We start from the raw sequence: 13464 nt of genomic DNA, 5'->3' as shown, positions 1-13464 counted from the left end.
GTATCCACCGAGATCCATGTCCCGAGATCGGCGTCCGGCGTTCCGTTTCCGTTGCCCGCAAGGTCACTCCGGGTGCCAACCATCCAGGTGAACGACGTCCTTGTACGCCGCACCCGTCTCGGGGGAGCTCCGCATGACTGCGCTCAATCGCCGCAACTTCCTGCTCGCGTCCGGCACCACCGCCGTGACCGCCGGGCTCGGCATCGCGCTTGTGCCCGGTTCGGGTGACGCGAAGGCGTCACCCGCTGCCGCGCAGTCCGCGACGGGGCGCCTGCCGGTCGTACCGGCCGCCCCCTCCACGGCCGGTACGACACTGCGCTCCGTCGCTGCACCGCGCGGCAGCGGAAGTTATCGCCGCCTCGCCGACGGCCCGGGCTGGTCCCGGGTGACCCGGACCGAGCTGGCGCCCGCCAGGAGCGGCCGGGCCGGGCGGCGTACGGCTCTCGCCTGCTTCGTGCAGTTCACGGATCTGCACATCACCGATGTCCAGTCACCGCTGCGCACGGAGTTCTTCCGGGCGGCGAAGCCCGGCGGCTGGCGGCCGCAGGAGGCGCTGACGGTGGCGGGGGCGGCGGCGATGATCGAGCGGGTGAACGCGCTGCGCGGCGGGCCCGCGACGGGTACGCCGATCGCCTTCGCGATGACGACGGGCGACAACACGGACAACAACTCGCAGCTGGAGCTGAAGTGGTTCCTGAAGGTGATGAGCGGCGGCCGGATCACCCCGAACTCCGGTGACGCGAGCGGCTACGAGGGCGTCCAGGACTCCGGGCTCAAGCTCTTCTGGCAGCCGGAATCCACCCTGCGGGACACCGACAAGCAGCACGGCTTCCCGCACCTGGCCGGCTACCTGGCCGCCGCGACCCGCGAGGTCACCAGCCCCGGGCTGAGCGTGCCGTGGTACTCCACCGTCGGCAATCACGACATGCTCTCCAGCGGGGCGTACGCGCACGGCTCGTTCTGGCACGACCTGGCCACCGGCTCCCGCAAGCTGCAGACGATGCCCGCCGCCGAGGCCCAGCGGCTGGTGAAGGTCGTCCAGAGCGGCAAGGACCCGAAGGGCACCGCGGTGCGCGACGCGATCAAGGCCTACGCGGCCAAGGCGCGGACCGTCACCGCGGACGAGCGGCGCGCGCCGTTCACCCCGCACGGCTACCTCGCCGCGCACCTGGACCCGGCGTACAAGGGCGCGGGGCCGGTCGGCCACGGCTACAGCCAGGCGAACCTGGACGAGGACCGGCTGTACTACTCGTTCCGGATCTCCGGCGACGTGGTCGGCATCAGCCTGGACACCACCGACCGGGGCGGCGACTACCGGGGCTCCATCGGCACCGCGCAGCTTCGCTGGCTGGAGAGCACGCTCACCGCCCACGCCGACGAGACGGTGCTGGTCTTCAGCCACCACCCCAGCTGGGGGATGAGCAACCTGGTGCGCGATCCCGCCCGCCCGGGCGAGGTGCGGCACGGCGGCGACGAGCTGGTCGCGGCCCTGCGCAGGCACCGTAATGTCGCGGCCTGGATCAACGGCCACAGCCACCGGAACAAGATCGTGGCGCACGGCAGCTTCTGGGAGGTCTCCACCGCCTCGCACATCGACTTCCCGCAGCTGGCCCGCGTCATCGAGCTCACCGACAACCACGACGGGACGATCTCGCTGATCGCCACCCTCGTGGAGTCCGCCGCCCCGCACCGGACCGACTTCGCCGACCTGTCCCAGACCGGCGTCGCCGCGCTCTACCGCGAGTTCTCCTTCAACGCCCAGGGCGCGGACCCGGCCGATCTCACCGGCGCGGCCGGCGACCGCAACGTCGAGCTCCTGCTGAAGAAGCGCTAAGCGCTGCGCGCGGATTCCGGTGCATAACCTACGGGTCGTGGCGGGCTGTTCGCGCAGTTCCTCGCGCCCCTTGCGGGGCCCGTTGCCCGGCACCCTTGCGCACCGGACTTCGCCGTACCCGCTCAGCCGGGGCATCAGCTCGGCAGTACGACGACATACGCGGCCGGGGTGCGGTCGGAGGAGGCCATCAGGGCCGTCCGCACCACGGCCGCCTGCTGCTCCAGCGACTCGCGCAGCTTCTTCGGGGTGATGTGGACGACGGTGATCCCGAGCCGCTCCAGGTGCTCGCGCTTGCGGGCGTACTCCGACCAGAGCGCGTCCTCTTCCTGGCGCGGGGCGCGGGCGTCGATCTCCACCGCCACGGCGTGTTCGGGCCAGTACGCGTCCACGCCGCCCAGGTGCGGGCCGCCGGGCAGCCGCAGGTCGACGTTCCACACCGGGTCGGGCAGGCCGAAGCAGCGGACCATGTCGTAGAGCCGGCTCTCCGCGATCGCGCGGCTCTCGGCGAGCAGGGTGTCCACCGCCTCGACGACATGCGGCCTGGACAGCAGCCGGGCCTGGCTCAACTCCCGTACGACCGCGGTCGCTTCGCAGTGGCCGCCGCGCACCGCCTCGGTGAGCAGCCGGCGTACGGTCTCCGGGTCGTCCAGCTCCGCGACGGCGTCCGCGAGGGCTCGCGGCACCGGGGCGCAGGGGACTCCGGCGACCTCCTGGGGGTGGGGCAGGACGTGGGCCCGGTGGATCGCCACCTCGCCGGCGCCGCGCAGCCGCCGCCGGCTGGCGACCAGCAGGTCGATGCGGTCCAGGCCGAGCAGCGGGGGGACGGAGGAGAAGCGGTGCAGGGCGAGGGCGGCGAGGCCGGTGATCATCACGTCCCCGCCCTCGCCCTGTCCGTCGGCGTAGAGCAGCGCGGCCTCGATCCGTTCCTCGCTGGTCGGCGGCCCGGCGTGCAGCAGGTACACCTGCGGGAGCAGCAGCTGCCAGGGGCCGTCGGGGCGGCACCGCTCGGCGAGGTCACTGGCGGTGACGCCGTGCTCGCGGAGCTGACGCTCAGTCAACACCCGTCGCCGGTTTCGGGAGAGGTGGTCGAGGGTGCGGGGGCCGGTGCGGGGGCTCGGGGTGTCGAGCGGGAGGTTCTGGTTCATGCCGGGTCAATTCCCTCGCCGGGATCGCCCGCTAACCGCTGTTACGATCCCGTCGACAAACCAGGACACTCCCGTACTAAAGTTCATGTGTTCGGTTGCCGACAGGGGCACTTCACCTATCTGGGTGAAACCCACTGCCGGCTCCCTGCGTCCAAGGGCGGGACGCCCGGGCCTCGGACGACGCCTCCGCACGTCGGGACCACATCGGGGTTGTGCCGGGATCACCCCTTGCGGTGACCGCCGAAGGCGCTCACAGGGGGCTGACAAGCAGGGAAATCCCTCGGGCGGCAGCGCTCCCCCACGTGCGAGGATGAGGGCAAAGACCGACGAAGGAGACGGATACGTGCCTGGCACGAACCTCACTCGTGAGGAGGCGCGGCAGCGCGCGCGCCTGCTCACCGTGGACTCTTACGAGATCGATCTCGACCTGCGCGGAGCACAGGACGGGGGCACGTTCCGGTCGGTGACGACGGTGCGCTTCGACTCCGCCGAGGCCGGGGCCTCGACCTTTATCGACCTGGTCGCGCCCGCCGTGCACGAGGTGGTCCTCAACGGGACCGCCCTCGACCCTGCGGAGGTCTTCGAGGACTCGCGGATCGCGCTGCCCTCGCTGGCCGCCGGACCCAACGAGCTGAAGGTGGTCGCGGACGCCGCGTACACGAACACCGGTGAGGGCCTGCACCGCTTCGTCGACCCGGTCGACAAGCAGGCGTACCTCTACACCCAGTTCGAGGTGCCGGACGCCCGCCGGGTCTTCGCCAGCTTCGAGCAGCCGGACCTGAAGGCGACCTTCACCTTCACCGTGAAGGCCCCGGCCGGCTGGACGGTCGTCTCCAACTCGCCGACCCCGGAGCCGGTCGGCGACGTGTGGAGCTTCGCGACGACCCCGCGCATCTCCACGTACATCACCGCCCTGATCGTCGGCCCGTACCACGCGGTGCACAGCACCTGGGAGGGCGGCGGCCGGACCGTGCCGCTCGCGGTCTACTGTCGCCCCTCCCTTGCCGAGTACCTGGACGCGGACGCGATCTTCGACGTCACGCGGCAGGGCTTCGACTGGTTCCAGGAGAAGTTCGACTACGCGTACCCCTTCGAGAAGTACGACCAGCTCTTCGTCCCGGAGTTCAACGCCGGTGCGATGGAGAACGCGGGCGCGGTGACCATCCGCGACCAGTACGTCTTCCGCTCGAAGGTGACCGACGCCGCGTACCAGGGCCGCGCCGAGACGATCCTGCACGAGCTGGCCCACATGTGGTTCGGCGACCTGGTCACCATGGAGTGGTGGAACGACCTCTGGCTGAACGAGTCGTTCGCCACCTACACCTCCGTCGCCTGCCAGGCGGCCGCGCCCGGCACCAAGTGGCCCGCCGCGTGGACCACCTTCGCCAACAGCGAGAAGACCTGGGCCTACCGGCAGGACCAGCTGCCCTCCACCCACCCGATCATGGCCGAGATCAACGACCTGGACGACGTCCTGGTCAACTTCGACGGCATCACGTACGCCAAGGGCGCGTCGGTGCTGAAGCAGCTGGTCGCCTATGTCGGGCAGGACGAGTTCTTCAAGGGCGTCCAGGCCTACTTCAAGGCCCACGCCTGGGGCAACACCCGCCTCCCCGACCTGCTCGGCGCCCTGGAGGAGACCAGCGGCCGCGACCTGAAGACCTGGTCGAAGGCCTGGCTGGAGACCGCCGGCATCAACATCCTGCGCCCCGAGATCGAGGTGTCGCAGGACGGTCCCGACGGTGTCATCACCGGCTTCGCCGTCCGCCAGGAGGCCCCGGCCCTCCCGGCCGGCGCCAAGGGGCAGGCCGTGCTGCGGCCGCACCGGATCGCGATCGGCCTGTACGAGCTGTCCGATGCCGGCAGCCTGGTCCGCACCAAGCGGGTCGAGCTGGACGTCGACGGCGAGCTGACCGAAGTCCCCGAGCTGACCGGCGAGCGGCGGCCCGCGGTCGTGCTGCTCAACGACGACGACCTGTCGTACGCCAAGGTGCGGCTCGACGAGATCTCGCTGGCGACCGTACGCGGCCACGTCGGCGACTTCACCGAGTCGCTCCCCCGCGCGCTGGTCTGGTCCGCCGCCTGGGACATGACCCGCGACGGCGAACTGGCCACCCGCGACTACCTGGAGCTGGTCCTGGCCGGCATCGCCAAGGAGTCCGACATCGGCGTGGTGCAGTCCCTGCACCGCCAGGTCAAGCTCGCCATCGACCTGTACGCCGACCCGGCCTGGCGGCCCTCCGGCCTCGCCCGCTGGACCGAGGCGACCGAGGAGCACCTGCGCGCCGCCGCCCCCGGCAGCGACCACCAGCTCGCCTGGGCCCGCGCCTTCGCCGCCACGGCCCGTACGCCGGAGCAGCTGGACCTGCTCGCCGGCCTGCTCGACGGCACGCGCACGGTGGACGGCCTGGCCGTCGACACCGAGCTGCGCTGGTCGCTGCTCCAGCGGCTCGCCGCCACCGGCCGCGCCGACGAGGACGCCATCGTGGCCGAGCTCGACCGCGACCCCACGGCCGCCGGCGAGCGGCACGCCGCCACCGCGCGCGCCGCCTTCCCCACGGCCGAGGCCAAGGCCGAGGTCTGGGCGTCGGTCGTCGAGAGCGAGAAGTTCCCGAACGCGGTCCAGGAGGCCGTCATCGCGGGCTTCGTCCAGACCGACCAGCGCGAGCTGATCGCTCCTTACGCCGGGAAGTACTTCGCGGCCCTCAAGGAGGTCTGGGACACCCGCAGCCACGAGATGGCCCAGCAGATCGTGGTCAGCCTCTACCCCTCGCTGACGATCTCCCAGGCCACCCTCGACGCGACCGACACCTGGCTCGCCGAGTCCGACCCGGTCCCGGCCCTGCGGCGGCTCGTCACCGAGTCCCGCGCGGGCGTCGAGCGGGCGCTGCGCGCGCAGGCCGCGGATGCGGCGGCCGGCTGAGCGGTACGGAAAAGGGCCCCTCGGAGCGATCCGAGGGGCCCTTTCTTTCAGCCTGTCCGGCGTTTGAGGACATGCCCCCAGAGGGGGCACCCCCAGGAGGGCGTTCGGGGGTCCGGGGCCGCAGCCGCAGGCCTACGCCTTGCGGGACTTGTCCGTGACGATGACCAGCCCCGCGATGACCGCGAAGAGCACCAGAGGGCACGCGACAAACAGACCGAGCGTCTCGGCGACGCTCAGGCCCTTGCCGGGGTCGTCACCGTCGTCGCGCACCAGCGCGAACGCGGGGGACGTCATGAGCAGCATCAGCATCGTGCCCGCGGCGATCGTGCCGGCACGCAGAGCGTTCTTGTTGGCCTTGTCCACGCTCTCACCGTAGCCAATGCCCACCCGCACCGCGCGCCCGGGGTGGGCCTTACGGGTGGGCGAGCCCCGCCCGCACCTCCTCCGCCAGCGCGTGCAGCCGTGCCGAGGCCGCGAGTTGCTCAAGCGTCACCGGGCGGCCGTCCGCACCGGCGATCGGGAGCCGCCAGTTCGGATACTGGTCCCACGTGCCGGGAAGGTTCTGGGGCCGGCGGTCGCCGACCGCGTCGGGAAGCCAGACGCCGAGCATCCGGGCGGGGGTGGCGGCCAGGAACCGGTGGAGCGCCTTGACGACGGCCTCCTCGTCGCCGGTGCCTTCGGGGAGGAGCCCGAGCCGGCCGAGCACGGCCAGCCACTCGGCCACCTCGACCGCGTCCTCGGCCTGCTCCTGTTCGAGGGGGCGGCCGAGGAGCCCTAGCCGGTGCCGCAGTTCGACATGCTCGCCGGTGAGCCGGGCGGCGGTGCTGGGCAGGTCGTGCGTGGTGACGGTGGCCAGGGACGAGGCCCGCCACTCCTGCGGCGGGAGCGGCCGGCCGCCGCCCGCGTAGTCCCGCTCGAACCACAGCACGGACGTCCCGAGGATCCCGCGGTCCGCGAGCTCCTCCCGTACGCCCGGCTCGACCGTGCCGAGGTCCTCCCCTATGACCACCGCGCCCGCCCGCTGCGCCTCCAGGGCCAGTAGGCCGAGCATCGCCTCGCTGTCGTATCTGACGTACGCGCCCTCCGTCGGCGGCCGCCCCTGCGGGACCCACCACAGCCGGAACAGGCCCATCACATGGTCGATGCGCAGGCCGCCCGCGTGCCGGAGCACCGCCCGCAGGAGGTCGCGGTAGGGGGCGTAGCCGGTCGCGTCGAGGGCGTCGGGGCGCCAGGGCGGGAGGCCCCAGTCCTGGCCGTGCGCGTTGAAGGCGTCCGGGGGCGCGCCGACCGACATGCCGTGCGCGAGGGCGTCCTGCAGGGCCCAGGCGTCCGAGCCGGACGGATGGACGCCGACCGCGAGGTCATGGACGATGCCGACCGCCATGCCGGCGTCCGTCGCGGCGCGCTGCGCGGCGCCGAGCTGGCTGTCGGTCAGCCAGGCGAGCCAGCAGTGGAAGTCGACCTGCTCCAGATTCTCCTGCCGGGCCCGCGCGACCTGCGCGGAACGGGGGTCGCGCAGCCCGGCCGGCCAGCCGTGCCAGTCCGGGCCGTGGATCTGGGCGAGCGTCGACCAGGTGGCGTGGTCGTCCAGCGCCTGGCCCTGCCCGGCCAGGAAGTCGCAGTACGCGGCCCGCCGGCCCGGGCTGAGCGGCACCTTGCGCACCAGCGCGAGCGCTTCGCGCTTCAGCTCCCACACGGCGTCCCGGTCGATCAGCGCTTCCTTCTGCAGCACGGAGTCCCGCAGCACCGACGCCTTCTGCAGCAGGTCCTCGGCCCGCTCCCGCTGCGCGGGCTCCAGATACGCGTACTCCGGGACCTCCTCCACCCGCAGATAGACCGGGTCGGGAAATCTCCGCGACGAGGGCCGGTACGGCGACGGATCCGTCGGCCGCCCCGGCACCGCCACATGAAGCGGGTTGACCTGCAGAAATCCGGCCCCCAGCGTCCGCCCCGACCACGCCGCGAGGTCGGCGAGATCGCCTAGGTCCCCCATGCCCCACGACCGCGTGGACAGCACCGAATACAGCTGCGCCATGAATCCGTAACTGCGCACCGGGGGTCCCGCCAGCCGGCCCGGCGCCACCACGAGCTGGGCGCATGCGGCCCGCCCGTCGGGGCTCTGCGCGCGCAGCGCGTGCCGCCCGACCGGCAGCGCCTGTTCCGGCCGCCAGTCGAACTCCTCGCCGTCCTCGGTCTCCACGCGCAGCGTCGTCCCCTTCGGGACGGCGATCCGCGGTGCCTGACCGGCCCGGACGAAGACACTGCGCGGGAGGAGCCTGCCGTGCGTACGCCGCTCATGCGCAGCGAGCGCTTCGCGTACGGCGGCCGGGGTCGAGGCGTCCACGCCGAGCGCGGCCAGCACCGCGACGACCGTGTCGTCCGGTACGCGGACCACCTTGTCCGGCGCGGGCCGGTAGGTGGTGTCCACGCCGTGCAGCGCCGCCAGCCGTGCGCGTTCGGCCACGGTGTTCTCCGGTGAGGGTTGAGGGTGGGGTGGGGGTGAGGCGGGGTGGGGCGGGTCGGACAGCTCAGCCATACCCAATACGCGCGGAGCCAAGTCCTGCGCCGGTCGCGGCCGCCTCCACCTGCGCGGCGAGCGCCAGCAGCGGACCGTCCGCCGCATGCGCGGCGCCGAGCATCATCCCGACCGGCAGACCGGAGTCGGTCCACTGCACGGGCAGCGAGACCGCGGGCAGTCCCGCGATGTTCCACGGCGCCGTGAACGGCGTGAACGCGAGCTGCGCCGCGAAGTCCGCCTCGGGGTCGGCGTCGTCGCGCAGGGCGCCCACCGGCGCCGGGAGCTGAGCCAGCGTCGGGGTCAGCACCGCGTCGTGCGGCGCCACAGCGGCGGCGTGCTTGCGCCCCACCGCCTGCATGGCCGCCAGCGCCCGCGTGTACTCCAGGCCGCTCACCGACCGCCCCCGCTCCCGCAGCCACCGCGTCAGCGGCATCAGCTCCGCCTCCCGCTCCGGCGGCACGGGCACGCCCGCCGCCATCACCGCCCACACCGGCGTGAACGGATCCCGGTCCCCCGGCTCCAGCGGCTGCGGCACATCGATGACCTCGTGGCCCAGGCCCGCCAGCAGCTCCGACGTCCGCTCGTACGCCGCCAGCACCTCCGGGTGGACCATCACCCCCGCCACGTCCGGGCGCGCCCAGCGCGCGATGCGCATGCGTCCGGGCTCCCGGCGGCTCCACTGCTCGAACGACCGCTCCGGCGGCGGCAGCGAGAACGGATCCCCCGGCGCGGGCACCGCCATCGCGTCCAGCAGCAGCGCCGCGTCCCGCACCGTCCGCGCGATCGGCCCCGACACCGCCAGCCCGTTCCCGTCCCCGTACGGCGCCGGGCTCACCCGCCCCCTGCTCGGCTTCACCCCCACCACCCCGCAACAGCTCGCCGGGATCCTGATCGACCCTCCCCCATCACTCCCCTGCGCCGCCGGCGCCAGCCCCGCCGCCACCGCTGCCGCCGCCCCGCCACTGCTCCCGCCCGCGCCCAGCCTCAGGTCGTACGGCGTCCGGGCCGGTGGTCCCAGGCGGTTCTCCGTGTACGCCGGCAGCCCGAATTCGGGCGTATTGGTCTTGCCCAGCAGCACGCTTCCCGCCCTCTCGCGGAGCAGCGTCACGATGTACGCGTCCTCCTGCGCGACGTGCTCCGCGAACACCACCGACCCGGACGTGAACCGGACTCCCCGCACGGGCGTCAGGTCCTTGACCGGGACCGGCACCCCGAGCAGGGCTGCTTCCTCGCCCTCCATGACGCGCCGCTCCGCCCGGCGGGCCTGCGCCAGCGCCCGTTCCGGCGTCACCGTCAGATACGCCCCCACCGAGTCGTTCAGCCGCTCGATCCGCCGCAGATAGTGCTCCGCGAGCTCAACCGGCGACAGCTCGCGGCGCCGGATGGCTGCCGCCTGCTCGACGAGCGTCAGCTCAAAGGGTTCGGCCACCGGGCCAGGCTACGGCGAATTCAGCCCGTCCGGCGATCGAGGACCGGGGGTCTGGGGGGGCAGTTGCCCGGCTTGTCCCCCGCAGGGGTGACGCGTTGACACCCCCGACAGGAAGTGGTGGGCTAGCGCCACATGACCGGCCGCCGTATGAGATCCGCAGCAGCAAGCACGGCCGCCCTCGTGGCCACCGTCATCGGCGGGACAGTGACGGGCGCGCCCGGCGCGATCGCGGTGTCCTCGGCCGGGAACACGTCCGCCTCCGTGCCGGCGTCTGCCGCGGCAACCCCGTCCGTGTGGCCGAGGCCGCAATCCCTGCATGCGCAAGGCGGATTCACCCCGGTGACGGAAACCGTCACCCTCGTCGCGGGCCCGCAGGCCGACCCGTACGCGCTGGAAGCGATCCGTACCGCGCTTCGCGAGGCCGGCGCCCGCCACATCGTCGAGGCCGCCGCGTCCACCAGCAAGGGCACCACGGTCTACGCGGACGGCCCAGCGGCAGCGGCAACGCTGCGCGCGCTGGGCGCGGCCGGAACCGGCGATCTGCCGGCCGGCGGGTACCGCCTGGCCGTCGGCGGGGAGACGGTCGCGCTGGCGGGCGCGGGGGACGACGGCCTGTTCCATGCCGCGCAGACGCTGCGTCAGCTGGTGACCGCGAAGGGGCTGCCCGGCGTCGTCATCCGGGACTGGCCGGCGACGGCGGTCCGGGGGACCGCGGAGAGCTTCTACGGGGAGCCGTGGAGCCAGAGCCAGCGGTTGGCGCAACTGGACTTCCTGGGTCGCACCAAGCAGAACCAGTACCTGTACGCGCCGGGGGACGACCCGTACCGCCAGGAGCAGTGGCGGGAGCCTTACCCGGCCGCACAGCGCTCGCGGTTCCGTGCGCTCGCGGAGCGGGCAGAGCGCAATCACGTGACGCTGGCGTGGGCGGTGGCACCGGGCCAGGCGATGTGCTTCTCGTCGGAGGACGACCGCAAGGCGCTGCTGCGCAAGATCGACGCGATGTGGGCGCTGGGCATGCGCGCGTTCCAGTTGCAGTTCCAGGACGTGAGCTACAGCGAGTGGCAGTGCGGCGAGGACGCCGACACGTACGGCAGCGGCCCGAAGGCAGCGGCGCATGCGCAGGCGGACGTGGCGAACGCCGTGGCCGAGCACCTGCGCCTGCACCGGCGCCTGCACTTCACGGCACGGTCGTCTGGGCTGTCGATGCTGCCGACCGAGTACTACCAGGACGGCGCCACCGCGTACCGCACCGCTCTCGCCGGAGCGCTGAACGCCGGTGTCCCGGTCGCCTGGACCGGGGTCGGCGTTGTGCCGGAGAAGATCACCGGCACCCAGGTGGCCGGGGCCCTCGCCGCGCTGGGCCATCCGCTGCTCACGCTCGACAACTACCCGGTCAACGACTACGCCGAGGACCGCCTCTTCCTGGGCCCGTACAACGGGCGGGAGCCCGCCGTGGCGCTGGCGACGTCGGGAGTGCTGGCGGCGGCGATGCGGCAGGCTGCCGCGTCGCGGATACCGCTGTTCACGGCGGCGGACTACGCCTGGAATCCGGGCGCGTACGACCCCGCCGGGTCCTGGCAGGCCGCGATCGACGACCTGGCCGGGAAGGACGCCGGCAAGCGGGCCGCGCTGCGCGCGCTCGCGGGCAATGACGCCTCGTCGGCGCTGGGCGGCACGGAATCGGCGTATCTGCGGCCGCTGCTGAAGGATTTCTGGACCGCCTACGACGACGGGACCGCCTCGGGCCTCGACGCTGCCGCCGGCCGCCTGAAGGCCGCGTTCGCGACGATGCAGAGCGCGCCGGAGAGCCTCGACGGACTGGCCGACGGCGCCTTCGGCGCGGAAGTACGGCCCTGGCTGAGCCAGTTGGCGCGGTACGGGGACGCGGGCGGCCGGGCCGTGGACATGCTGCTCGCGCAGCAGCGCGGGGACGGCACGGCCGCGTGGCGGGACCGGCTGGCGGTGGAGCGGGCGCGCAAGCGGATCGCGCGGAGCACGGCGACGGTGGGCGCGGGGGTGCTGGCGCCGTTCCTGGCGAAGGCGCTGGAGACGGCGGACGCGTGGAGCGGGGTGGGCACGGACGGCCGGCAGCCGACGTCGACGCTCGGTTCGGCGCGCTCGACGCAGCTCGCGGCGATGACGGACGGGAAGGACTCGCCGGCCTGGACGAGCGACGCGCCGCCGCAGAAGGACGACGCGTTCGGCGTGGACCTGGGCACGGCGCGGACGGTGCGCGCGGTGCGGGTGACGATGGGCGCGCAGGACCGGCTGCGCGACGCGGTGCTGGAGTACTCGGCGGGCGACGGCTCGGGGTGGCGGCGGGCCGGAGAGTTCCATGACGAGTCGACGGTCACCGCGAGCCTTCCGGCGGGCGCGAAGGCCCGTTACGTACGGCTGCGGTCGGCGGCGGCGCAGGAGAGCGCGGTGTCGGTGCGGGAGTTCGCCGTGACGACTCCGGACGAGGCCGACGACCGGCCGGCCGACACCTCCCCGGCGACGGACGGCGACGTGACGACGGCGTACCGGCCGCAGGGCGGCAGCCTGACGGTCTCCCTGGGCTCGGCCCGGCCGCTGGACGCGGTGACGGTGCTGACGGATCCGGCGGGTGCCGGGAGCGAGCCGGGCTCGGTGGAGGTGCACGTACCCGGCGAGGGCTGGCGGTCGCTCGGGGCGCTGGGCAGCGGCTGGACCGAGCTTCCTGCGCATGCGGCGAAAGCGGACGCCCTGCGCCTGACGTGGAACACGGCTGCGGACGCGCCCCCGGTGCACGAGATCGTGCCCTGGTACGCGGACCGGCCCGCCGCCCGGATGACCCTGGACCGCACCGAGGCCGACGTCGAGGTCGGCGGCGACCCCGCCACCGTCTCCGCCGAGCTGGCCGACGCCTCGCCGGACGCGGCCCGCGTCACCCTCACCGCCGCCGCGCCGGACGGCGTCACCGCGGCCGCCCCCGGCGCCGTGGACCTGCCGCGCGGCGGCACGCTCACCGTGCCGGTGACGGTCGCGGTGCCCGAGGGCAGCGCCCCGGGGACGTACGAGGTGCCGGTCACCCTCACGGTGGACGGCCGCGCGGTGCGGCAGACCGTCACCGTGCACGCCTACCCCCGCACCGGCGGGTCCGACCTGGCCCGCGGTGCGCAGGCCGTCTCCTCGGCCGACGAGAGCGCCGACTTCCCCGCCTCGTCGGTCACCGACGGGGATGCCGCGACCCGCTGGTCCTCCCCCGCCCAGGACGGCGCCTGGGTCCAGGTGCAGCTGGAGCGGCCCGCCGCGATCGGTCGTGTCGACCTGGTCTGGCAGGACGCGTACGCCTCCCGCTACGAGGTGCTGACCTCCGCCGACGGCGTCACCTGGCACACCGCCGCGACCGTCGCCGACGGCGCCCCGGGGGCCCGTACGGTCCACCTGGACGCGCCCGCGGACACCCGCTTTCTGCGCGTGCAGGGAATCGATCGCGGCACCAAGTACGGCTACTCGCTCTACTCCGTCGCGGCGTACACCGTGGCCTCTGGCTGATCCCGATCCCGGTTCCGATCCCGGTTCCCCTGTGGACTTCGCCTCCCGCCCGCCCTACTATTCACTCAGTACATGTACTCAGTGAATAGCGACCGACCC

7 protein-coding genes are annotated in these 13464 nt (G+C 73.3%); 3 read left to right on the top strand and 4 right to left on the bottom strand.

Features of this window, described 5'->3' with window-relative positions; translation table 11 throughout:
• Window positions 1-133: 133 nt before the first annotated feature.
• Window positions 134-1834, top strand: a complete 1701-nt coding sequence (locus tag OG607_RS29720) for a TIGR03767 family metallophosphoesterase (protein ID WP_405730047.1) — start codon at window positions 134-136, stop codon at window positions 1832-1834.
• A 134-nt stretch (window positions 1835-1968) separates the two neighbouring features.
• Here OG607_RS29720 and OG607_RS29715 read toward each other — a convergent pair whose 3' ends face one another.
• Complete coding sequence (locus tag OG607_RS29715; protein WP_405730044.1) at window positions 1969-2979, bottom strand: hypothetical protein; 1011 nt, start codon at window positions 2977-2979, stop codon at window positions 1969-1971.
• 343 nt (window positions 2980-3322) lie between these two features.
• Between OG607_RS29715 and pepN the strand changes: the two genes are divergently transcribed.
• Entirely contained in the window at window positions 3323-5902 is a 2580-nt protein-coding gene (pepN, locus tag OG607_RS29710) for an aminopeptidase N (RefSeq protein WP_405730041.1), read from the top strand.
• Between the two features lie 132 nt (window positions 5903-6034).
• On the opposite strand, the gene OG607_RS29705 is transcribed toward pepN, so the two are convergent.
• Genes OG607_RS29705 through OG607_RS29695 form a run of 3 tightly spaced genes read right to left on the bottom strand, consistent with a single transcriptional unit; the run spans window position 6035 to window position 9849 of the window.
• The gene (locus OG607_RS29705) at window positions 6035-6265 is read right to left on the bottom strand and encodes a hypothetical protein (RefSeq protein WP_405737513.1); all 231 of its coding nucleotides are present in this window, start codon (window positions 6263-6265) and stop codon (window positions 6035-6037) included.
• Window positions 6266-6314: 49 nt separating this feature from the next.
• Window positions 6315-8438 (bottom strand): 4-alpha-glucanotransferase, encoded by a 2124-nt coding sequence (malQ, locus tag OG607_RS29700; RefSeq protein ID WP_405730038.1) that lies wholly within the window; start codon window positions 8436-8438, stop codon window positions 6315-6317.
• Window positions 8431-9849 carry an amidase gene (locus tag OG607_RS29695; RefSeq protein ID WP_405730035.1) on the bottom strand — a complete coding sequence of 473 codons (1419 nt, stop codon included), beginning with the start codon at window positions 9847-9849 and terminating at the stop codon, window positions 8431-8433. The genes malQ and OG607_RS29695 overlap by 8 nt, the downstream gene beginning before the upstream one ends.
• Before the next feature lie 147 nt (window positions 9850-9996).
• On the opposite strand from OG607_RS29695, the gene OG607_RS29690 reads away from it, so the two are divergent.
• Window positions 9997-13365: a beta-N-acetylglucosaminidase domain-containing protein gene (locus tag OG607_RS29690; RefSeq protein ID WP_405730033.1), complete on the top strand. Its 3369-nt coding sequence runs from the start codon at window positions 9997-9999 to the stop codon at window positions 13363-13365.
• Window positions 13366-13464 lie beyond the last annotated feature (99 nt).

It is taken from the genome of Streptomyces sp. NBC_01537, assembly GCF_045040445.1.
Lineage (GTDB): Bacteria > Actinomycetota > Actinomycetes > Streptomycetales > Streptomycetaceae > Actinacidiphila.
This window is presented reverse-complemented; position numbering and strand designations above follow the sequence as displayed.